The 21,641-nt window shown below is 72.9% G+C and carries 22 protein-coding genes; 9 read left to right on the top strand and 13 right to left on the bottom strand.

Going from position 1 to position 21,641, the window contains the following annotated elements; all coding sequences use genetic code 11:
- Position 1: 1 nt before the first annotated feature.
- Positions 2-922, bottom strand: a complete 921-nt coding sequence (locus VKK44_RS00790; protein WP_343444890.1) for a proline dehydrogenase family protein — start codon at positions 920-922, stop codon at positions 2-4.
- 73 nt (positions 923-995) lie between these two features.
- Here VKK44_RS00790 and VKK44_RS00785 point away from each other — a divergent pair, with 73 nt between their 5' ends.
- Genes VKK44_RS00785 through VKK44_RS00775 form a run of 3 tightly spaced genes read left to right on the top strand, consistent with a single transcriptional unit; the run spans position 996 to position 3,021 of the window.
- Positions 996-1,268 carry a hypothetical protein gene (locus VKK44_RS00785; protein WP_343444889.1) on the top strand — a complete coding sequence of 91 codons (273 nt, stop codon included), beginning with the start codon at positions 996-998 and terminating at the stop codon, positions 1,266-1,268.
- Position 1,269: 1 nt separating this feature from the next.
- Positions 1,270-2,436 carry a glutathionylspermidine synthase family protein gene (locus VKK44_RS00780; protein ID WP_343444888.1) on the top strand — a complete coding sequence of 389 codons (1,167 nt, stop codon included), beginning with the start codon at positions 1,270-1,272 and terminating at the stop codon, positions 2,434-2,436.
- 18 nt (positions 2,437-2,454) lie between these two features.
- Positions 2,455-3,021 (top strand): CGNR zinc finger domain-containing protein, encoded by a 567-nt coding sequence (locus VKK44_RS00775; RefSeq protein ID WP_107160407.1) that lies wholly within the window; start codon positions 2,455-2,457, stop codon positions 3,019-3,021.
- A gap of 64 nt (positions 3,022-3,085) precedes the next feature.
- Here the strand turns inward: VKK44_RS00775 and VKK44_RS00770 are convergent, their stop codons facing one another.
- A complete protein-coding gene (locus VKK44_RS00770; protein ID WP_343444887.1) occupies positions 3,086-3,892 on the bottom strand; it encodes a sugar phosphate isomerase/epimerase family protein in 807 nt (268 codons plus the stop codon).
- Positions 3,893-3,968: 76 nt separating this feature from the next.
- A complete protein-coding gene (locus VKK44_RS00765; protein ID WP_343444886.1) occupies positions 3,969-4,913 on the bottom strand; it encodes a Ppx/GppA phosphatase family protein in 945 nt (314 codons plus the stop codon).
- Positions 4,914-4,987: 74 nt separating this feature from the next.
- Here VKK44_RS00765 and VKK44_RS00760 point away from each other — a divergent pair, with 74 nt between their 5' ends.
- Entirely contained in the window at positions 4,988-5,797 is an 810-nt protein-coding gene (locus VKK44_RS00760; protein ID WP_343444885.1) for a hypothetical protein, read from the top strand.
- Here VKK44_RS00760 and rraA read toward each other — a convergent pair.
- From rraA to VKK44_RS00730, 6 genes are read right to left on the bottom strand one after another with little or no spacing between them, the layout of a single operon-like run.
- Complete coding sequence (gene rraA, locus VKK44_RS00755) at positions 5,794-6,279, bottom strand: ribonuclease E activity regulator RraA (protein WP_343444884.1); 486 nt, start codon at positions 6,277-6,279, stop codon at positions 5,794-5,796. The two genes, VKK44_RS00760 and rraA, sit on opposite strands and share 4 nt — an antisense overlap.
- Positions 6,280-6,298: 19 nt before the next feature.
- Entirely contained in the window at positions 6,299-7,492 is a 1,194-nt protein-coding gene (locus VKK44_RS00750) for an MFS transporter (protein ID WP_343444883.1), read from the bottom strand.
- Entirely contained in the window at positions 7,493-7,885 is a 393-nt protein-coding gene (locus tag VKK44_RS00745) for a universal stress protein (protein WP_281938332.1), read from the bottom strand.
- Positions 7,882-9,384 carry a tripartite tricarboxylate transporter permease gene (locus VKK44_RS00740; RefSeq protein WP_343444882.1) on the bottom strand — a complete coding sequence of 501 codons (1,503 nt, stop codon included), beginning with the start codon at positions 9,382-9,384 and terminating at the stop codon, positions 7,882-7,884. The genes VKK44_RS00745 and VKK44_RS00740 overlap by 4 nt, the downstream gene beginning before the upstream one ends.
- On the bottom strand, positions 9,385-10,143 hold the full coding sequence (locus VKK44_RS00735) for a tripartite tricarboxylate transporter TctB family protein (RefSeq protein ID WP_343444881.1): 759 nt from the start codon (positions 10,141-10,143) through the stop codon (positions 9,385-9,387).
- Between the two features lie 5 nt (positions 10,144-10,148).
- Entirely contained in the window at positions 10,149-11,156 is a 1,008-nt protein-coding gene (locus VKK44_RS00730; RefSeq protein WP_343444880.1) for a Bug family tripartite tricarboxylate transporter substrate binding protein, read from the bottom strand.
- A gap of 99 nt (positions 11,157-11,255) precedes the next feature.
- Here VKK44_RS00730 and VKK44_RS00725 point away from each other — a divergent pair, with 99 nt between their 5' ends.
- Entirely contained in the window at positions 11,256-12,896 is a 1,641-nt protein-coding gene (locus tag VKK44_RS00725) for a sensor histidine kinase (protein ID WP_343444879.1), read from the top strand.
- On the top strand, positions 12,893-13,567 hold the full coding sequence (locus VKK44_RS00720; protein ID WP_343444878.1) for a response regulator: 675 nt from the start codon (positions 12,893-12,895) through the stop codon (positions 13,565-13,567). Before VKK44_RS00725 ends, VKK44_RS00720 begins: the two co-directional genes overlap by 4 nt.
- 108 nt (positions 13,568-13,675) lie before the next feature.
- On the opposite strand, the gene VKK44_RS00715 is transcribed toward VKK44_RS00720, so the two are convergent.
- Both VKK44_RS00715 and VKK44_RS00710 read right to left on the bottom strand, forming a co-directional pair.
- Complete coding sequence (locus VKK44_RS00715; RefSeq protein ID WP_343444877.1) at positions 13,676-14,359, bottom strand: response regulator transcription factor; 684 nt, start codon at positions 14,357-14,359, stop codon at positions 13,676-13,678.
- Between the two features lie 21 nt (positions 14,360-14,380).
- Positions 14,381-15,673 (bottom strand): sensor histidine kinase, encoded by a 1,293-nt coding sequence (locus VKK44_RS00710; protein WP_458351591.1) that lies wholly within the window; start codon positions 15,671-15,673, stop codon positions 14,381-14,383.
- A gap of 178 nt (positions 15,674-15,851) precedes the next feature.
- On the opposite strand from VKK44_RS00710, the gene phoU reads away from it, so the two are divergent.
- Complete coding sequence (phoU, locus tag VKK44_RS00705) at positions 15,852-16,496, top strand: phosphate signaling complex protein PhoU (RefSeq protein WP_281938341.1); 645 nt, start codon at positions 15,852-15,854, stop codon at positions 16,494-16,496.
- Positions 16,497-16,596: 100 nt separating this feature from the next.
- Here phoU and VKK44_RS00700 read toward each other — a convergent pair whose 3' ends face one another.
- Positions 16,597-17,364, bottom strand: a complete 768-nt coding sequence (locus VKK44_RS00700) for a phosphoglyceromutase (RefSeq protein WP_343444876.1) — start codon at positions 17,362-17,364, stop codon at positions 16,597-16,599.
- Positions 17,365-17,514: 150 nt separating this feature from the next.
- Here VKK44_RS00700 and VKK44_RS00695 point away from each other — a divergent pair, with 150 nt between their 5' ends.
- Positions 17,515-18,840 carry an MDR family MFS transporter gene (locus VKK44_RS00695; RefSeq protein ID WP_343444875.1) on the top strand — a complete coding sequence of 442 codons (1,326 nt, stop codon included), beginning with the start codon at positions 17,515-17,517 and terminating at the stop codon, positions 18,838-18,840.
- A gap of 80 nt (positions 18,841-18,920) precedes the next feature.
- The gene (locus VKK44_RS00690) at positions 18,921-20,171 is read left to right on the top strand and encodes an MDR family MFS transporter (RefSeq protein ID WP_343444874.1); all 1,251 of its coding nucleotides are present in this window, start codon (positions 18,921-18,923) and stop codon (positions 20,169-20,171) included.
- Positions 20,172-20,540: 369 nt separating this feature from the next.
- Here VKK44_RS00690 and VKK44_RS00685 read toward each other — a convergent pair whose 3' ends face one another.
- Positions 20,541-21,467, bottom strand: coding sequence for a hypothetical protein (locus VKK44_RS00685; RefSeq protein ID WP_343447615.1), 927 nt, complete (start codon positions 21,465-21,467; stop codon positions 20,541-20,543).
- Positions 21,468-21,641: the final 174 nt, after the last annotated feature.

Here is a 21,641-nt window from a genome sequence, read left to right as displayed (position 1 = left end):
CTCACTTCTTCGACATCACCGCACGGCCGAAGAACGCCAGGTTGGCCGGTCGCTCGGCCAGCCGGCGCATCAGGTAGCCGTACCACTGGTCGCCGTAGGGGACGTAGGTGCGCACCGTGTAACCCTCGCCGACCAGGCGCTGCTGCTCCTCCGGGCGGATGCCGTAGAGCATCTGGAACTCGAACCGGCCCGGGTCGCGGTCGAACCAGCGCGCCCGGTCCTCGCCGATGGCGATCAGGCGCGGGTCGTGGGTGGCGAGCATCGGGTAGCCGTCACCGGCCATCAGCACGTTCATGCAGCGCACGTACGACTTGTCCACCTCGCGGGCGGACTGGTAGGCCACCGACTCCGGCTCCTTGTACGCGCCCTTGCACAGCCGCACCCGGGACCCGGCGGCGGCCAGCTCGCGGCAGTCCGACTCGGTCCGCCGCAGGTACGCCTGGAGCACCGCGCCGGTCGACGGGTGGTCCTTGCGCAGCTTGGCCAGCACGTCCAGCGTCGAGTCGGTGGTGGTGTGGTCCTCCATGTCCAGCGTGACAGTGGTGCCGGCCGCGTCGGCCGCCACGCAGATCTGCCGCGCGTTGTCGTACGCGAACTGCTCGTCGAACGCCTGGCCGAGCGCGGACAGCTTCACGCTGACCTCGGCGGCCGGGGTGAGGCCGGCGGCGCCGAGCAGGCGCAGCAGGGTGAGATATTCGTCCCGGGTGGCGTTCGCCTGCTCCGGGGTGGTGGTGTCCTCGCCCAGATAGTCGAGGGTGACCGCTTGGCCGTCGCCGACGAGTGCGCGGGTCGCGCGCAACGCGTCGTCGGTGCCGGCGCCGGCGACGAACCGGCGGACGACGTCCCGGGTGAACGGGGCCGTCGCGACGAGCCGCTCCACCTGGGATGACCGGGAGGCGGCGAGGATGACGGAACGGAGCATGAGCCGAGCGTAACCCCCGCCCCCGACCTCCCGCCGGGTACCCGAAGTGGCGACGATCGGCTACAACGTTCACGTGGAACGACACCCCCGCCGCCGGCTCCGCTCCGCCACCGTGCAGCTCGGCGCGCTGACCGCGCTGGCGCTCGCGCTCTCCGGCTGCAACAACGGCTACGACGACGACGATGACGACTGCGCCCTCGGGCCGGCCGGCGGGGGCGGCGACACCGTCGCGGTGGCGCTGCGGGTCCCCGCACCGGTCGCCACGCGCGGCGACACCGCGCCATCCACCGCCGCGCTGCCCGACCGTGGCGGCTTCGGCACCTTCCTCGCCTCCTGCGGCGGCTGACGTGCGCCGCGAGGCCAGCACACCGCGCCCCGACTGGGACGACACCATCCGGGCCCAGGGCCTGGTGTACGTCGACACCGAGCTGCCCGACGGCGAGATCATGTCGTACTGGGACGAGACCGCGGCGTACGCGTTCACGCTGGACGAGGTGCTCCGCCTGGAGGAGGCGACCGAGGAGCTGCACCGGATGTCGGTGGCCGCCGCCGAGCATGTGGTGGCCCGCCGCCGGTACGCCGAGTTCGGCATCCCGGAGTGGGCCGCCGAGGCGGTCGCGCGCTCGCTGCGGGAGGCCCCGCCGACGCTCTACGGCCGCTTCGACCTCGCCTACGACGGCACCTGGCCGCCGAAGATGCTGGAGTACAACGCGGACACCCCGACCGCGCTGGTCGAGGCCAGCATCGTGCAGTGGTACTGGCTGGAGCACACCCACCCGGACGCGGACCAGTGGAACAGCCTGCACGAACGGCTGGTCGGCGCGTGGGCCAAGATCGGCGCCGGGCTGCACGACCCCCGGGTGCACGTGCTCTGGTCGAACGAGGAGGAGTCGGGCGAGGACCAGATCACCGCCGGCTACCTCGCCGAGACGGCCCGCCAGGCGGGGCTGGACGTGACGCTCATGCCGATCCAGCGGGTCGGCTGGGACGGGCGGCGTTTCGTCGACGGCGACGACCGGCCGATCACCACCTGCTTCAAGCTCTACCCGTGGGAGTGGATGCTCGCCGAGCCGTACGGGCCGCCGGCGCTGGATCCGGGCACGCCGACCACCTGGATCGAGCCGGCCTGGAAGCTGCTGCTGTCGAACAAGGCGCTGCTGGCCGTGCTCTGGGAGCTGTACCCCGGGCACGAGCTGCTGCTGCCGGCACACCTGGACTCGCCCCGTCAGATGACCGAGTACGTGGCCAAGCCGCTGCTCGGCCGCGAGGGCGGCTCGGTACGCATCGTGACCGCCGGCACGGAGATCACCAACCCGGGGATCTACGGCGACGAGGGCTTCTGCTTCCAGGAGTTCCGCGCGTTGCCCCGGTTCGACGGCAACCACATGGTGCTCGGAAGCTGGGTCGTGGACGGCGAGTCGGCCGGCGTGGGCGTACGCGAAAGCGAGAGCCTCATCACAGACGGTTACGCGCGGTTTCTGCCCCACTACATCGACGCGCCACGTCCGCGCTGAGTCGTCTACCGTTGGTCCGTGAACTTCGACGCGTACGCCCGGACCGGGGTCGAGCTCGTCAACGCCCGGCTGGACGACCTGGACGGCCTGCGGGCCCTCTTCCCGGACGAGAACGCCTGGATGCGCGACGAGGTCGCGGAGCGGGACCTGGCGATCTTCCGGCGGGCGCAGAAGCGCCTCCGGGACGTCTTCGAGTACGGCACCTCCGGTCGGGACGCCGACGCGGTGACGGAGCTGAACGCGCTGCTGGAGGCGTTCCCGGTGCAGCCCCGCATCTCCGGGCACGACTCCTCCGACTGGCACATGCACGTGACCAGCCGGGGCGCCTCGGTCTCCGCCGAATACCTGGCCGGCGCGGTCTGGGGCCTGTCGGTCTGGCTCTGCGAGTACGGCAGCGCCCGGTTCGGCGTCTGCGCGGACGAGCGCTGCGGCAACGTCTACCTGGACACCTCGTCCAACTGCTGCCGGCGGTTCTGCTCGGAGCGCTGCGCCACCCGCTCGCACGTGGCGGCGCACCGGGCCCGCAAGCGCGCCGCGGTCGGCGAGCAGCCGGTGCCGGCCCAGCCGCTCGCCCCGGTGAGCTGACGTCCGGGCGGCGGCCCGGTTCCGGGTCCGCCGCGTCGGGTGCCGCTGACGCCGGCCCGGCCGGTCAGGCGTCGACCGGGGAGGGCGCGGTCAGGTTCGCGCGGGCGAACTCCAGCGCCTCGCGCAGATCCGCCTCGCGGACCGCGCGACTCTTCGCGCCCCGGGTGGTCACCTCCACCGCGACCGAGCCGGTGAAGCCACGCCCGGCCAGCGAACGGAGCAGCTCCGCGCAGGGCTGACCGCCCCGGCCGGGCACCAGGTGCTCGTCCCGCCCCTCGCCGGTGCCGTCGCCCAGGTGCACGTGCGCCAGCCCGGCGCCCATCCGGTCGGCCATGGCCAGCGCGTCGGTGTGCGAGGCCGCGCAGTGCGACAGGTCCAGCGTGTAGGAGGCGTAGCCGGTGTCGGTCGGGTCCCAGCCCGGCACGTACGGCACGAACTGCCGGCCGGCCATCCGCACCGGGAACATGTTCTCCACCGCGAAGCGGAGCCCGCCGAACCGCCCGGCGATGGCGTCGAGCCCGTCGCCGAACGTGCGCGCGTAGTCACGCTGCCAGGTGAACGGCGGGTGCACCACCACGGTCGGCGCTTCGAGCGTCTCGGCCAGCTCGGCGGCCCTGCGCAGCCGCTCCCACGGGTCGGCGCTCCACACCCGCTGGGTGACCAGCAGGCACGGCGCGTGCACCGAGAGCACCGGGACGCCGTAGTGCTCGGAGAGGCCGCGCAGCGCGCCCGCGTCCTGGCTCACCGGGTCGGTCCAGACCATCACCTCGACGCCGTCGTACCCGAGCGCGGCGGCGAGCTGGAACGCCGCCGCGGTCCGTTCGGGAAAGACCGAGGACGTGGACAGGAGCACCGGGACGCGGGAAGTCACGCCCCTCAGGGTAGCCGCACCCGCCAGGAGGCATCGGGACGAGCACCCGCAAAGCGCCCGAAGCGAGCGCCCCGGATCACATCGGCGCGAGCTGATCCAGCCGGCGCAGGATGACCCCCTCCCGCAACGCCCACGGGCAGATGTCCAGACTGTCGACGTCGAGCCGGCTCATCACCGCCTCGGCCACCACCGCGCCCGCGAGGAGCTGGTGGGCCCGCTGCGCGCTGACCCCCTCCAGCTCGGGCAGGTGAGCCGGTGGGATGTGCCGGACGAAGCCGAGCACCTGCCGCAGCCCGGTACGGGTCAGGCTGCGCCGGGCCCAGAGCCCGGCGCCGGACGGCGCGGCGCCGGCCAGCCGGGCCAGCGTGCGGAATGTCTTCGAACTTGCCACCGGACGCTCCCAGCCCACCTCGGTCAACTGCTCCACCACCGGGTCGAGTTGCGCGTCCACGTACTCCCGCAGCCCCTCCACGGCCTCCGCGGACGGCGGCATCAGACCGGCCGGATCGACCGCCAGCCGCTCCCGGCTGAGCCGGCCCGCGCCGAGCGGCAGCGAGACCGCGACGTCCGGGTGCTCGTCGATGCCGGCGGCCAGCTCCAGCGAGCCGCCGCCGATGTCCATCGCCAACAGCCGGCCGGCGGACCACCCGAACCACCGCCGCACCGCGAGGAACGTCATCCGCGCCTCGTCCGCGCCGGAGAGCACCTCCAGACGTACGCCGGTCTCGTCGCGGACCCGGGCCAGCACCTCGCCCGCGTTGGTGGCGTCGCGGACCGCGCTGGTGGCGAACGCCAGCAGGTCCTCGGCGCCCAGCCCGTCGGCCGCCGCCCGCGCCATGCCGACCGCCTTGACCAGCCCGTCCGCGCCGGCGTCGGTCAACGCGCCGTCCGGGCCGATCTGCTCGGCCAGGCGCAGCACCACCTTCTCGGAGTGCGCCGGCCAGGGGTGCGCGCCGTGATGGGCGTCGACCACCAGCAGGTGCACCGTGTTGGAACCGACGTCGAGGACACCCAGTCGCATGGGGAAGACCCTAGGGGCAACACGTTTCGTCGGCTCGCCGGCCGGGCGGGGAAAGCGCGCGTACGCTGGTCCGAGTGACAGGGCAGATCGAGCTTCGCGTGCTGGTGGACGACCCGGCGGACCCGCGCAGCCGCGAGGTCGGGCTGGACTTTCCCCGCGAGTGGATCGAATTCGTCGACCCGGCCGACCCGAAGCACGTCGTCCGCGCCGACCTGACGTGGCTGCTCTCCCGCTGGACGTGCATCTTCGGTCAGGGCTGCCACGGCATCGTCGCCGGGCGGGCCGCCGACGGGTGCTGCTCGCACGGCGCGTTCTTCACCGACGCCGACGACGAGAAGCGGGTGCGGGCCGCGGTCAAGCGGCTCACGCCGGAGACCTGGCAGCACTTCCGTCGCGGCTTCAAGAACTGGACCGAGAACGACACGGTCGACGGCAAGACGCCGGCCCGACGGACCGCCACCCGGGACGTGGACGCCCCCTGCGTCTTCCTCAACGACGCCGACTTCCCGGCCGGAGGCGGCTGCGCCCTGCACGCCCAGGCGCTGCGCGACGGCGTGCACCCGCTGGAGTACAAACCCGACGTCTGCTGGCAACTGCCGGTCCGCCGGGACCAGGAGTGGCACACACGGCCGGACAACACCAAGGTGCTGATCTCCACGCTGGCCGAGTTCGACAGGCGCGGCTGGGGCGCGGGCGGGCACGACCTGGACTGGTGGTGCACCTCCTCCACGGACGCGCACGTCGGCGCCGACCCGATGTACGTCTCCTACGGCCCGGAGCTGACCGCGTTGATCGGCGCGCCCGCGTACGCGAAGCTGGCCGAGCTGTGCGCCGCCCGCCTGCGCCAGGGCCAGATCGCCCCCCACCCGGCCAGCGAGGGCTAGTCCCGCCCGGCGACCGGCAGCACGACGACGCCGTCGTCGTCGGCGTGCACGAGGGCGCCCGGCGGGAAGACGCAGTCACCGAACGACACCGACACGTCCCGTTCGCCGGCACCGGTCTTGGCGCTCTTGCGCGGGTTCGTGCCGAGCGCCTTGATGCCGATCGGCAGGGCGCCGAGGGCCGCCGCGTCGCGGACCGCGCCGTTGATCACCACGCCGGCCCAGCCGTTCGCCGCGGCGGCGCCGGCGATCAGGTCGCCCATGAGGGCGGTGTGCAGCGAGCCGCCGCCGTCCACCACCAGCACCCGCCCCTCGCCCCGTTCGGCCACGATCGACTTGATCAGGGCGTTGTCCTGGAAACAGCGCACCGTGACGGCACGGCCGGCGAAGACCCGGACGCCGCCGAACTGGCGGAGCTGGGTGTCGCACGAGCCGAGGGCGTCGCCGTGCCGGTCGTAGAGGTCGGCGGTCGTCGGGGTCTCCATGGCGTCCTTCTTTCTCTTCTCAGGGATGCGGGTCCGCGGGTCGGTGCAGGCGGGTGGCGGCGACGGCCGCGCCGGCCAGGCCGGCCGCGGTGCAGCCGAGCACGCCGGCCGCGCCGGTGCCGGCCGCGAGCGCGCCGGCCGCGCTGGGGATGAGCACCTGACCGAGCCGGTTGCCGGTGAGCCGCAGCGACATGGCCCGGCCGCGCAGCCCGGGTGGAGCCACCTCGGCCAGGAACGACATGGTCAGCGGCTGGCCGGCACCCAGCCCGAGCCCGGCCACCGCGACCACCACCAGCAGGACCGCGAACGGCAGCGGCGGCAGCAGCAGGGCCAGGCCGACGGCGGAGAGCGCCACCGTGCCGACCAGCACGACCCGCCGGCCGAGGGCCGCCACCAGCCGGCCGAGCAGCAGCCGGGACGCCATCGAGGCGACCGCCCGGACCCCGAGCAGGATGCCGATCGAGCCGGCGGCGATGCCGCGTTCCGCGCCGAGCGCGGGCAGGTAGACCAGGGTGATGTCGACCGCCGCCAGGACGACACAGCTCACCGTCAGGGCACGGACCAGGCCAGGCTGGCGGAGCAGGTCGCGCAGCCCGCCGGCGTCGCGGCCGTCGGCGGCCCGCCGGTGGTGTCCGGACGGGCGCAGGAACAGCGTGACGACCAGCAGTGGCAGCGCCACCACCGTGGCGCCGAAAAAGATGGCCCGGGTGTCGGGGATCGTGCGGTCCCCGCCGAAGAGCACGATCAGGCCGGGGCCGAGTGCCTGCCCCAGTGAGGCGGCGAAGGTGTAGTAGCCGAACGCCGCGTCGTACCGGTCGGCCGGCGTGCGGTTGGCGACCAGCGCCTGCTGGGCGACCACCGCGCAGAGGTGCGCGGTGCCGAGCGCCATGCTGGCCAGGACCAGTCCGACCACCGAGCCGGCGAGCAGCACGAAGCCGAGGCCGGCGGCGACCAGCAGGACCGACCCGGCGAGCGCGACGCGGCGCTCGCCGAACCGGTCCACGGCGTGCCCGGACGGCACGGCCAGCACCAGGGGTACGACGGCGAAGCTGGCCCCGAGCACACCCAGCCAGGCCCCCGGCACGTCCAGTTCCAGCGCCCGGTACGCGGACGCCGGCCGGAGCATGAAGGTGACCGCCTGCACGGTCACGGTGTGCGCGAGCAGCAGGCCGGTCTGGGCGCGCCCGGGAACCGCGGGGTCCCCGGGCGCCATTCAGCCGGCCTTCACGGCGAGCACCGGACAGGGCACCCGGAGCAGGATCTCCTGCGCCGTCGAGCCCATGATCAGCTTGCCGACCGGCGTGCGGTGCCGGATGCCGATCACGACCAGCGACACGTCCTCCCGCTCGACGATCTCGACGATCTCCTCCGCCGCGTCCCGGCCCCGCATGAGCTGCCGGACATTGTGTGGCACCCCGGCGGCGACCAACTCGCGGACCACCCGCTCCAGGTCCGGTTCCGGGGCGAGCCGCGGGTCGGCGTACGCGTCGCCCCGTGAGGTGTTCACCACCAGCACCGGCTCGCCCCGGAACCGGGCCTGCTCGATCGCGGCGCGCAGCGCCGCCTCGCCCAGCGGCGAGGGGACGTACCCCACCAGCACCGTCATGCCGTCACCCACCTTTCGCGCAGCGGACGGACCACGAACCGGCCGATCAGCGGCCAGAGGAGCACCACGGCGATCGTGGCGTAGATCAGCCAGGACACCCAGCCGCCGATCAGCCCGTGCAGCTCACCGCCGGAGAGCTGCAACGCGCGCCGACCCTGCAACTCGGCACGCGGTCCGAGAATCGTGCCGACGATCAGCGGCAGGATCGGCAGCCCGAAGCGGCGCATGCCGAAGCCGAGCAGACCGAGGGCGAGCAGCAGGTACAGGTCGAACGGCTGCGCGTTGACCGCGTACGCGCCCATCGAGGCGAAGAAGAGGATCCCGGCGTAGAGGTAGGGGCGCGGGATCCGCAGCAGCCGCGCCCAGGCCGGGGCGAGCGGCAGGTTCAACACGAGCAGCAGCAGGTTGCCGATGAAGAGACTGGCGATCAGCGTCCAGACCAGGCTGGACTCCCGGGTGAAGAGCAGCGGGCCGGGCTGGATGCCGTACCCCTCGAAGGCGGCCAGCATCACCGCGGCGGTGGCGTTGGTCGGCAGGCCGATCGCCAGCATCGGCACCAGGGTGCCGGCGGCCGAGGCGTTGTTCGCCGCCTCCGGCCCGGCGACGCCCTCGATCGCGCCCCGGCCGAACTCCTCCGGGTGCTTCGTCAGCTTCTTCTCGGTGACGTACGACAGGAACGTGGGGATCTCCGCTCCGCCGGCCGGCACCGCGCCGAACGGGAAGCCGAACGCCGTGCCGCGCAGCCACGGCTTCCAGGACCGCTTCCAGTCCTGCTTCCCCATCCACGGCTGGCCCACCGGGATCACCTCGCCGGACTTGCGGCGCAGGTGCGCGGCGATCCAGAGCGCCTCGCCCACGGCGAAGATGCCCACCGCCACCACGACCACGTCGATGCCGTCGGCGAGCTGCGGCAGCCCGAAGGTGAGCCGCTGCTGGCCGGACTGGTCGATGCCGATCACGCCGATCACCAGGCCGATCAGCAGCGAGGCGAAGCCGCGTACCCGGGACGCGCCGAGCACCGCGGTCACGGACACGAACGCCAGCAGCATCAGCGCGAAGTAGTCGGGTGCGCCGAGGCTGATCGCGAACTGCACCACCGGCGGGGTGACCACCACCAGCAGCACGGTGGCGATGGTGCCGGCGACGAACGAGCCGATCGCGGCGGTGGCCAGCGCCTGGGCGGCCCGACCCGCCTTCGCCATCTTGTTGCCCTCGATCGCGGTCACCACCGACGAGGACTCGCCGGGGGTGTTCAGCAGGATCGAGGTGGTGGAACCGCCGTACATGCCGCCGTAGAAGATGCCGGCGAACATGATGAACGCCTGGGCCGGCTCCATCCCGTAGGTGACCGGCAGCAGCAGCGCCACGGTCATCGCCGGGCCGATGCCGGGCAGCACGCCGACGGCGGTGCCGATGGTCACCCCGATCAGCGCGAACAGCAGGTTCATCGGGGTCAGCACACTGGCGAACCCGTCGAGCAGGTTGGCGAGGTTGTCCATCTACAGAATCCCTTGCAGCACGCCGGCGGGGAGGTCGACGCCGAGCCCGATGGCGAAGGTGTAGAACGTGATCAGGGACATCGCGACGGCGATCAGCAGGTTGCGCACGTAGTGCCGGTTGCCCAACGCGTACGCGGACCCCCAGAAGAGGATCGTTCCGCTGATCACCCAGCCGAGCCGGTCGATGAGCACGGCGTTGACCGCGAACGCGCCGATCAGCAGCAGCACCGTGCGCCAGTCGACGGGAAGACTCAGGTCGACGTCCTCGCCGGCCTCCGGCTCGCCGGCGCCGCCGCGGGCCACGTCCACGCCGTAGATCACCGCGACGACGAGCAGCAGCACGCCGAGCAGGATCGGCACCGGCTTCGGGCCGATCGGGTCGGCCGTGTTGATCGCGCTTCCGATCCGGGTCGTGGCGTCGACGATGACCAGCCCGCCGACCAGGGCGAGGAACGCACACACGCCGTACTGCGCCCGGTCCGGCTTCGGGGCCGGCTCCGCCACGGCGTCCGCCGCCGGGTCCGTCCCGGCCGTCGCCGCCGGCTCCTGCGGCGTGCCCGGCGCGGCCGGCTCGACGCCGACCGCCCCGGTCACGGGCGGTGCCGGTGCCGGATCGACCGGTGCGGCCGGATCGACCGGTGCAGCCGGTGTGGGGGCCGCGCCGGCCGGCGGGGTCGCCGGGCCCGGCTGTGCCGGGACGACCGGTACGCCCGGAGGCCGGGACGGCGGGTCGCCGCCCCGGTCCGGTCGCGTCGTCATGCCGCTCATGCCAATCCGAGCTGCTTGAGCACGTCGGCGACTGCCTTGTCCTGCTCGGTCAGGAACGTGCCGAACTCGTCACCGGTGACGAACGCGTCGGTCCAGCCACGCTTCGTCAGCTCGGCCTTCCACTCCGCGGAGTCGTGCATCTTGGTCAGCGCGTCGATCCAGACCTTCCGGTCGGCGTCGCTGATCCCGGGCGGCGCGACGATGCCCCGCCAGTTGGTGAAGACCAGGTCGATGCCGGCGGACTTCAGGGTCGGCACGTCCTTGAGCGCCTCGATCGGGGCCTCGCTGGTCACCGCGAGGACCCGGATCTGGCCGGCCTCGACCTGGTCGAGGAACTCGCCGAACCCGCTGGCGCCGAAGGCCACCTTGCCGCCGAGCACGGCCGGCAGCAGTTCGCCGCCGCCGTCGTACGACACGAAGTTGACCTGCTTCGGGTCGATGCCGACGGTCTTGGCGAGCTGCATGGGCAGCAGGTGGTCCGGGCCGCCGGGCGAGGAGCCGCCGCCGACCGCGATGCCCTTGGGATTGGCCTTCCACGCCGCGACCAGGTCGTTGATGGTCTGGTACGGGGAGTCCTTCGGCACCACGATGGCGCCGGCCTCCTCGATCATCTTGGCCAGCGGGGTGGTCTGGGTCAGCGTCGCCGCGGACTTGGAGGTGTAGGAGGCACCGACCACGCCCAGGCCCATCTGCATGGCCAGCTTGCCGTTGCCCTTCTCGTTCACGGTCCGCTGGAGGCCGACCGTGCCACCCGCGCCGGGCAGGTTGAACACCTGCACGCCGGTGGCGATCTTGGCGTCCTCCATCACCTTCGCGGCGGTCCGGGCGGTGGTGTCGTATCCGCCACCGGGCGTGTTCGGCACCATGATGCGGAGGCCGCTGACCGGTTTGCCGTCGTCGCCGGAGCCGCCCTCGTTCTTGTCGGCGGTGGCGCCGCAGGCAGCCAGGGCCAGCGCCGTGGCGGCGGCGACCCCCATGACCAGCACGTTTCTTCTGGTTGCCATCTTGTTTCTCTTCCGTTTCGACTGAGTCCAGCGGCAAGATGGTGGCCTCCACGTGGGCGCCTTGTCTGCGTTCTGTCACCAGCGGAAGTTGAGGTCTTTGTGGTCGCGGTCACGTCCCGGCGTCGTACGCTCGCCGGGCAGCTGCTGATCCTCCAGCTCGCGATCATCGTCGTGGTGCTGGTGGCGGTGGCCGCCGTCTCGCTGGCGCAGTCGGCGGCGACCTTCAACCGGGTCGAGGGACGCCGGGTCGCCACCCTCGGCGAACGGCTCGGCGGCAGCCCGCTGCTCCGCGACCAGCTCGACCAGCCCTCGCCCGGCGAGGCGATCGCCCCGCTGGTGCAGAACACCCTCACCCAGTACGGCGTCACCTCGGTGACCGTGGCGAACGCCCGGGGCCGGGTGGTCGCGTCCACGAACCCGACGCTGGTCGGCACCCCGGTCGTGCTCGGCGACCCCGTTGTCGCGCAGGGCCGGAGCTGGTTCGGTGAGCTGGAGACCGACGGGTCACGGGAGCTGACCGCCCAGGTGCCGGTGCTCGGCGACGACCCGGAGAAGAACCTGGGCCGGTACCTCGGCGTGGTGGTGGTCGGCGAGGCGTCACCGACCTGGTCGCAACGGCTGGTCGGCGCCTCGTCGTACCTGCTCACCTACCTGGGCATCGCCTGCGGCCTCGGCGTGGTCGGATCGTGGCTGCTCGCCCGCCGGATCAAGCGGCAGACGCTCGGCCTGGAACCCCGCGAGATCGCCGGGCTGGCCGAGCACCGGGAGGCGCTCCTGCACGGCATCGCCGAGGGGGTGATCGCACTGGACACGCAGCACCGGGTCACCCTGGTCAACGCGGTCGGACGGCGGCTGCTCGACCTCCCCGAGCAGTGCCTCGGCCGGAGCCTCACCGAGCTGCGGATCACCGGCCGGCTGCGGGACGTGCTGGCCGGTGCGGGCAGCGGCACGGAGGCCCGGGACCAGGTGGTGGTCCGGGGCGGCCGGGTGCTGGTGATGAACCGGATGACGGTGCACAAGGACGGCCGGCGGCTCGGCTCCGTCACCACACTGCGGGACCGCACCGAGCTGGCCCGCCTGGAGCAGGAGATCGGCTCGTTCCGCAGCACCACCGAGCTGCTCCGGGCGCAGACCCACGAGTTCGCCAACCAGTTGCACACCATTTCCGGGCTGATCCAGATCGGTGAGCACGACGAGGTGGTCCGGTACGTCGACACGCTGAGCCGGCACCGCGCCTCGCTCGACCTGACGGTGACCAGCCGGATCCACGACACGGCGGTGGCGGCGCTGCTCATGGCGAAGTCGGCGGTGGCCGCCGAGCGCCGGGTGGAACTGCGGATCTCCGAACGGACCGGGCTGGACCGGCTGCCGCCGGAACTCGCCGCCGACGTGGCCACCGTGCTCGGCAACCTGCTGGACAACGCGGTCGAGGCGGTGGCCGGCGACCCCTCCGACCAGGCCGCCTGGGTCGAGGCCGAGCTTCGCCAGGACGCCGCCTCGGTGGAGATCGTGGTCCGCGATTCCGGCCCCGGCGTGGCGCCGGAACTGGCCCAGGAGGTGTTCACGCACGGTTTCACCACCAAGGCTGCCGAGGGCGGCGAGCGCGGTATCGGTCTGGCGCTCACCCGGCTGGTCTGCCACCGTCGTGGGGGCGAGGTCGCGGTGACCAACACCGACGAGGGAGCGATGTTCACCGCCCGGATGTCGGTGCGCGCGGGCGTGCCGGAGGTGGCGCGATGATCGACGTACTCGTCGTCGACGACGACTTCATGGTGGCCCGGATCCACCGTGGCTTCGTCGACCGGATCGACGGCTTCCGGGTGGTCGGCACCGCCAGCACCGGCGAGGAGGCGGTGGCCGCGGTCGACCGGCTCCGCCCCGACCTGGTCCTGCTCGACCTCTACCTGCCCGACATGTTCGGCCTCGACGTGGTGACCCGCATCCGGGCCGCCCGGCACGACTGCGACGTGCTGGTGATCAGCGCTGCCCGGGAGGCCGAGGCGGTCCGTCGCGCGGTCCGCTACGGCGCGGTCAACTACCTGCTCAAGCCGTTCGGCTTCGACGAGCTGCGGACCCGCCTGGAGCAGTACGCCGTCCGCCGGACCGCCGTCCGCGCGACGGTCGTCGCCGACCAGGCCGACGTCGACCGGGTGCTGTCGCGCAGCGGCTCGCCCGCTGCCACCGCGACCCTGCCGCGGGGCCTCAGCTCGGAAACCGCCGAGCTGGTCGAGCGCGCCCTGCGCGCGCACGAGGGGACGCTCTCGGCCAGCGAGTGCGCCGATCGGGTCGGCATCTCCCGGGTCAGCGCCCGCCGCTACCTGGAGCACTTCTCCGGTACGGGCCGGGCCGAGGTCACCCTGAAGTACGGCGCGGCGGGGCGCCCCGAGCGCCGCTACACCTGGCGGGCCTGACGCCCCCACCCGACCCCGACCCGCCGATCATGAAGTTGGCGGCACGGTTCGGTGCGATTTGTCCGCGTCAACTTCATGATCGACGCAGCGAGAGGGGGCGGATGGTGGTTAGGGCTCGAACTTGTAGCCCAGGCCCCGGACCGTGACGATGTAGCGCGGCGTGGACGGCTCCGGCTCGACCTTGGAGCGCAGCCGCTTCACGTGCACGTCCAGCGTCTTGGTGTCGCCCACGTAGTCGGCGCCCCAGACCCGGTCGATGAGCTGACCCCGGGTGAGCACCCGGCCGGCGTTACGCAGCAGCAGCTCCAGCAGCTCGAACTCCTTGAGCGGGAGCTGGACGCTTGCGCCCTCCACGGTCACCACGTGCCGCTCGATGTCCATCCGGACCGGGCCGGCGGCCAGGGTCGGCGCGCCCGACTCGTTCGCCTCGGGGCTCTGCCGACGCAGCACCGCCCGGATCCGGGCGACCAGCTCCCGGGGCGAGTACGGCTTGGTCACGTAGTCGTCGGCCCCGATCTCCAGGCCGACCACCTTGTCGATCTCACTGTCCCGGGCGGTGACCATGATGATCGGCACGTGCGACCGCTGGCGGAGCTGGCGGCAGACCTCGGTGCCCGACATCTCCGGCAGCATCAGGTCGAGCAGCACGATGTCGGCGCCGGTCCGGTCGAACTCGGTGAGGGCGGAGGTGCCGGTCGCGGCGACGGAGACCTCGAAACCCTCCTTGCGGAGCATGTAGGACAGGGCGTCGGAGAACGACTCCTCGTCCTCGACCACCAGTACGCGGCTCAACGGGTGTTTCCTTTCCTGTGGTCAGACCTGCCGGAGCTCGGCCGGGCCGGCCTCGATCCCAGCGGAGGCGAGTGTCGCCTCCAGGTCGTCCGGGGGGCGGGCAGGCAGCCGGAGGGTGAACGTCGAGCCCCCACCAAGGGTGCTCGACACATCCACCCGACCGCCATGGTTGCTGGCGATGTGTTTCACGATGGCCAGCCCCAGGCCGGTGCCACCGGTCGCCCGGGAGCGGGCCTGGTCGGCGCGGTAGAACCGCTCGAAGATCCGGTCGACGTCGTTCGGGGCGATGCCGATGCCCTGGTCGGCCACCGCGATCTCGACGTGTTCGTCGGTGGCCCGCGTGGTCACCCGGACCGTGGTGTCCTCGGCCGAGTAGGTGACCGCGTTCTCCACCAGGTTGGCCACCGCGGTGGCGAGCTGACTGTCGCTCCCGTACGCGGTCAGGCCCCGCTGCCCGGCCACGACGATCTCCACCCGGCGGGCGGTGGCCGCGGTGCGGGTCCGGTCGACCACCTCGGCGAGCACCCAGTCCAGGGAGACCGGTTCGGGCGCGGGCTGGGGTTCGGCGCCCTGGAGCCGGGTCAGCTCCAGCAACTCCTGCACCAGCCGGCCGAGCCGGGTCGACTCGTGCTGGATCCGCTCGGCGAACCGCCGCGCGGCGATCAGGTCCTCGGACAGGTCGGGCCCGTCGTCGACGGCCGGCTCGGTCGCGTCCACCAGCGCCTCGGCGAGCAGTTGGAGCGCGCCGATCGGGGTCTTCAGCTCGTGGCTCACGTTGGCCACGAAGTCGCGGCGGACCCGGGCGAGACGGTGCGACTCGGTGACGTCGACCGCCTCGATCGAGATGTAGCCCGAGCCGAGTCCCATGGCCCGCAGGTGCACGCCGAGCGGGTTGTCGCCGGCGCTGTCGCGACCCCGGGGCAGGTCCAGCTCGATCTCGCGACGCACGCCGGTGCGGCGGACCTGCCCGGCCAGCGTACGGATCAGCGGGTGCGCCGCGATCGAGCCCGGGGTCGCCCCGGCGCGGAGCAGGCCCATCGCGCGGGCGGCCGGGTTCACCAGCACCGGCACGTCGTCGGGGTCGAGCACCACCACGCCGGCGCGCAACGAGTCGATCGTCTTGCGGCCGAGCCCGGAGAGGCCCCCCTGTGCTTCGTCCGGAATCGTCGGCCTCCCTGCGTCACGGCGGGTGGGCCCGCCGCCCCGCGACGCCCGGCGGCGCCGCCATTCGTCCACGGGTCCGGACAGCAGCGACCCGGCGACCAGCCCGGTCACCAGCGCCACGGCCACCGCGATGGCCACCGCCCACTCCACCCGGCGATCGTAGGGTCATTGTTCACCCAGGGATCGGTCACAAGGGGACGAATCACTCTCGCTTCCGGGAATGTTCACCCACGGGTCCCGCGTCGTTCATCCGCGTTCACCCTGGTGCCGGCCGTCCGGCCTACCGTGGGGCGCGCACCTGCTCATGCCGTACCCGAAGGAAGTGACGATGCGCGACGAGTTCCGGGCCGACCTGCAGATTGTCAGCCAACTGCTGGTGGACATGGCCGAGGCGGTGCGCGCAGCCATGCGGCAGGCCACCAGAGGGCTGCTCACCGCGGACCGCGTGGCGGCCGAGACGGTGATCGCGCGGGACGCCGAGATCGACGATCTCTACCGGCACGTGGAGGAGCGGGTCTGCGACCTGCTGGCGCGGCAGGCCCCGGTGGCATCCGACCTGCGGGCCATGATCACCGCGCTGCACGTGGCGGCCGACCTGGAGCGGATGGGCGACCTGGCCGACCACGTGGCCAAGACGGCGTTGCGCCGGCACCCCTCCCCGGCGGTGCCGGCCGAGCTGCGGCCGGTCTTCACCGACATGGCCGGCATCGCCGACCGGATGGCCGAGAAGATCGGCGCGGTGCTGGCCAAGCCCGACGCGGACGTCGCCGCCGAACTGGACCGCGACGACGACGCGATGGACGACCTGCACAAGAGCCTGTTCGGCGTACTGCTCGGCGACGACTGGCCGTACGGGGTGGAGACCGCGATCGACGCGACGCTGCTGGGCCGCTTCTACGAGCGCTTCGCCGACCACGCGGTGAACGCCGGTGAGCACGTGGTCTACCTGATCACCGGCTCCTCGTCCGCCTGACCCGACCGCCCGGGGGAAGGAAGGGCCCCTTCTCAACAGGGGAGTGTTGAGAAGGGGCCCTTCCTCTACCAGAGGCGTCAACAAGGGGCCCGGCCTTACATCAGCGGCCCTGGTTGGCGACCGCGGCGGCGGCGGACTTGGCCGCCTCGGGGTCCAGGTAGGTGCCGCCGAGCACCTGCGGACGCAGGTCGGCGTCCAGGTCGTAGCGCAGCGGGATGCCGGTCGGGATGTTCAGCTTGGCGATGGCCTCGTCGGAGATCTGGTCGAGGTGCTTGACCAGCGCGCGCAGCGAGTTGCCGTGCGCCGCCACCAGCACCGTCCGGCCGGCCAGGATGTCCGGCACGATCGAGTCGTACCAGTAGGGCAGCATCCGGTCGACGACGTCCTTGAGGCACTCGGTGCGCGGCATCAGCTCGGTCGGCAGCAGCGCGTACCGGGGGTCGCCGACCTGCGACCACTCGTCCGCGTCGTCGATCGGCGGCGGCGGCGTGTCGTACGACCGGCGCCAGAGCATGAACTGCTCCTCGCCGTACTCGTCCAGGGTCTGCTTCTTGTCCTTGCCCTGGAGCGCGCCGTAGTGGCGCTCGTTGAGCCGCCACGACCGGCGCACCGCGATCCAGTGTCGGTCGGCGGCGTTCAGCGCCAGCTCGGCGGTGCGGATCGCCCGGCGCAACAGGCTGGTGTGCACCACGTCCGGCAGCAGGTCGTGCTCGCGGAGCAGCACGCCGCCGCGCCGCGCCTCGGTCTCGCCCTTGTCGGTCAGGTCGACGTCGACCCAACCGGTGAAGAGGTTCTTGGCGTTCCAGTCGCTCTCGCCGTGCCGCAGCAGGACCAGCGTCCCGATGGTGGGCCCTTCGCTCGCAGTCATGCGGATCATCCTGCCGTACCGGCCCGGCGGACACGCGGCGACCGGTGGTGACGACCACCACGTGGAAATGCGGGTGACCGGCATTCCGGCAGGCCACTAGGTTGTAAGGCATCCGAGTTTGATCGGTCATTACCAAACGGGGGCGTCGGGATGCGGACGGTACGGGGCTGGTTCCGGGACACGGCGGGCGGCCTGCCGCGCTCCTTCTGGTACCTCTGGACCGGCACGCTGATCAACCGACTCGGCTCGTTCGTGCTGATCTTCCTCGCCATCTACCTGACCCGGGAGCGCGGCTTCTCGGCGGTCCAGGCCGGCCTGGTGATCGGCCTCTGGGGCGTCGGTGGCGCGATCGGCACCACCGTCGGCGGCACCCTCACCGACCGGTGGGGGCGGCGGCCCACGCTGCTCACCGCGCACCTCGGCGCGGCCACCATGATGGTCGGGCTCGGCCTGGCCCGCCCGCTCTGGGCGGTGGCCGCGGGCGCGCTGCTGCTCGGCCTGTTCGCCGAGGCGGCCCGCCCGGCGTTCGGCGCGATGATGGTCGACGTGGTGCCGGAGAAGGACCGGCTCCGCGCGTTCTCGCTGAACTACTGGGCGATCAACCTCGGCTTCGCCTGCGCCGCCGTGCTGGCCGGGCTCGCCGCCGAGGCCGGCTACCTGCTGCTGTTCCTGGTGGACGCCGCCACCACGCTGGTCACCGCGCTGATCATCTTCACCCGGGTGCGCGAGACCCGGACCGCGCCGACCGCCGTGGTCGCCAAGGGCGTGGCGGCCCCGGCCGGCGCGTTGCGCACCATCCTCCGCGACCGGGTCTTCCTCGGCTTCGTGGCGCTCAACCTGTTCGCCGCGCTGGTCTTCCTCCAGCACATCTCGATGCTGCCGATCGCCATGGGCGACTCCGGGCTCAGCCCGGCCACGTACGGCTCGGTGATCGCGCTCAACGGCGTGCTCATCGTGATCGGTCAGCTCTTCGTGCCCCGGCTCATCTCCGGCCGCAGCCGGTCGCACGTGCTGGCGCTGGCCGCGCTGATCATGGGCGTCGGGTTCGGGCTCACCGCGTTCGCGGACACGGTCTGGCTCTACGGCCTCACGGTGCTGATCTGGACGCTCGGCGAGATGCTCAACTCGCCCTCCAACGCCACCCTGATCGCGGAGTTGTCGCCGGCCGCGCTGCGCGGTCGCTACCAGGGCGTGTTCTCCCTCTCCTGGCAGCTCGCCGGCGCCAGCGCGCCGATCCTCGGCGGCCTGCTCCGGGAGCAGGCCGGCAACACCGCGCTGTGGCTGGCCTGCGCCGCGATCGGCGCGCTGACCGCGATCACCCACCTGATCTCCGGTCCGGCCCGGGAACGACGGGCCGCCCAGCTCCGCGCCGCCGGCACCCCGGTCGCGCCGGTCACCCTGACCCGCACCCCGGTGCCGGAGGCGGCCGAGGCCGCGGCGGCGTCCCCCGCCGCGCCGGTCCGGGCCGGTTCCTGAGTACGCCCGCGCGCGCCGGCCGCCGACCCGCTCGCTACCGTGTCGGAAAGAATCGGTAAGGAAAGTTTTCTGGAGGACGGGTGCGCGGCCTGCGACGCTGGTGGGACGACACGGCCGGCGGACTGCCCGCCACGTTCTGGTACCTCTGGACCGGCCTGCTGATCAACCGGGCCGGCGCGTTCGCGCTGCTCTTCCTGTCGCTCTACCTCACCGCCGCGCGGGGCGCCTCGCCGTCGCTGGCCGGGCTCGTCGTCGGCGCGTACGGGATCGGCGGCGCGGCCGGCACGCTGCTCGGCGGCGTACTGGCCGACCGCTGGGGCCGGCGGGCCACCCTGCTCGCCGCCCACCTCACCGCCGCCGGGCTGATGGCCGCGCTGGCGTTCAGCCAGCACCTGGCGGTGATCGCCGCGCTGGCCACGCTGGTCGGGGTGGCGCACTCGATGCCGGGCCCGGCGTTCGTGGCGGCCATCGTGGACGTGGTGCCGGAGGCCCGCCGGTCCCGGGCGTTCAACCTCCAGTTCTGGGCGTTCAACCTGGGCATGGCGGTCGCCTCGCTGCTGGCCGGGGCGCTCGCCGAGGCGAGCTTCCGGGCGCTGTTCCTGGTCGACGCCGGGGCCACCCTGGCAGCGGCCGTGGTGATCGCGCTCAAGGTGCCGGAGACGCTGCGCCACCGTCCGGCGGTGACCCCGGAGGCGGTGGTGGGGCGGCGACCCGGGCTGCACACCGCGCTGACCGACCGCACGTTCCTCGCCTTCGTCGGGCTGACGTTCCTGCTCGCCGTGCTGACCATGCAGACGTCGACGATCATGCCGCTGGCGATGCGCGCGGACGGCCTGCGCTCGTCCACGTACGGGCTGGTGGTGGCGCTCGGCGGGGCGCTGATCGTGGTCGGGCAGCTCTTCGTGCCGCGACTGATCGAGCCGTACCGGCGCTCGACCGTGCTGGCCGTCTCGACCGGGCTGATGGCGCTCGGCTTCGGCGCGCTGACCGTCGCCGACGGGCTGCCGCTGTATCTCGGCGCGGCGGTGGTCTGGACGGCCGGGCAGATGCTCGCCGCACCCCCGAACGCGCAGATCAACGCGGATCTCGCGCCGCCGGAGCTGCGCGCCCGGTACCAGTCGGTGTTCTACCTGACGTTCCCGGCGGCGTCCTTCGTGGCGCCGGCGCTCGGCGGGCTCAGCCTGGAGCGGCTCGGCGAACGACACTGGCTGGTGGTGGGCGCGCTGGGCCTGCTGGCCGCCGCCGGCCACCTGCTCGCCGGGCCGCCACGGGAACGCCGGATCGCCGCGTTGCGGGCCACGTCCCGACCGGTGGAGGCGATCCGCCGGTGAGAACGGCCGAGCGCCCACCCCGACCCCCGTCGAGATGGGCGCTCGCACCGTACGCCCGGCGGCGGCGGGCGACACTCACCCCCGTAAGCGTCGCCCGCTCGCGCCGCCGGTTTCCACGGGCGGCACCGTCCCCCAACGGTGTGCTCCACCCGATCTTCGCGTCGCGCCTGCGCGGATCTGATCGATCCGCCGCTCCCCCGAACGAAAACAAGCGGGACGCGGTGCAATAAAGTTAGTTCGCCCGGATTCCGGATTCAACCCGGATCGCTGTCTTACCCGTCACAGCACCCGTGTCGGGAATCCGGCTGTCCCTGCTGCGGTCTCCGGTGTGGCCAACAAGCGGGTTCCCGCCGGGCATTCCCGTAAACCTCAGCCGTCCTCGCGATTCGGGTTCTCGGTACGGAAGAAGTTGCTCTGCCGGCCGTCCCGCATCTGCTCCTGGTAGATCAGGTTGAGCCGACGCGAGTCGAACGTCCGGAACCAGTCGTCCCAGGTGATCTCCCGGATCCGGCTGCTCTCCCGGTATCCCGGCAGGTTGAACGTCAAGACCCCGGGCCGGTCGCCCCGCTCGGTGCCGGCGATGGTGGCCGGCTTGGCACCCCGGGCCCCTGCCCAGCGCTGGATGACCTCGTGGTTGCGGGTCACCAGGCTGCGTCCCGGACGCTCCGGACGGTCCGCGACGGACGTGATGAGCTGGGACGATCCGATCGACCGACTGGACGCCGGCCCCCGCGTCGGCGCGGCCTGCGCCCGTGCCGGTGCCGCCTTGCCCGCCGGAGCCGCCTTCGCCCGGGAGGGCGCGGCCTTCGCCCGAGAGGGCGCCGCCTTCGCCCGGGACGGCGCCGCCTTCGCCCGAGAGGGCGCCGCCTTCGCCCGGGACGGCGCGGCCTTGGCCCGGGACGGGGCGGCCTTGGCCCGGGACGGGGCGGCCTTGGCCCGGGACGGGGCGGCCTTCGCGCGGGATGCGGTCGCCTTCGCGCGGGCGGGGGCCGCCTTGCGCGTACCCGTCGCCTTGGCCCGGGCACCGGTGGCCCGGGCAGCCGGCGCGGCCTTGGCCGCGGAGGTGGCCTTCCGGCGGGCCGACGTGGACCTGCCGGCCGTGGCCTTCTTCGCCGCGGTGGTCTTCTTCGCCGCCGCCGGGCGACCGGCCGGGCCGGTGCTCCGCCGCGCCGCGCCGCCGCGTTCCTCCGCGCGCATGGTCCGCGCGAGCGTCCTCACCAGCTCCGGCTTGCGCAGCGCGGAGGTCCCGGAGACCCCACGCCGGCGGAGCTGGCCCCGGATGTCGTCGACCTTCATCCGGGAGATCTCGGACTCCGACACCTTCGGGGTGTTCGGCGTCCGGTTGTCGGTTTGCCGCTTCGTCCGGGTCGCGGTCGCGCCGCGACCTGAGCTGTTGCGCTGAGCCATGGGAAACGCTCCTCGACAGTCCGTCCTCGGCCCGCGGTGGGTCCCAGTGCTCCGCACCGCGCG

The organism is Micromonospora sp. DSM 45708, from assembly GCF_039566955.1.
Lineage (GTDB): Bacteria > Actinomycetota > Actinomycetes > Mycobacteriales > Micromonosporaceae > Micromonospora.
Note: the sequence above shows the minus strand (reverse complement) of the source record. Positions and strands in the feature narration are given on the sequence as shown.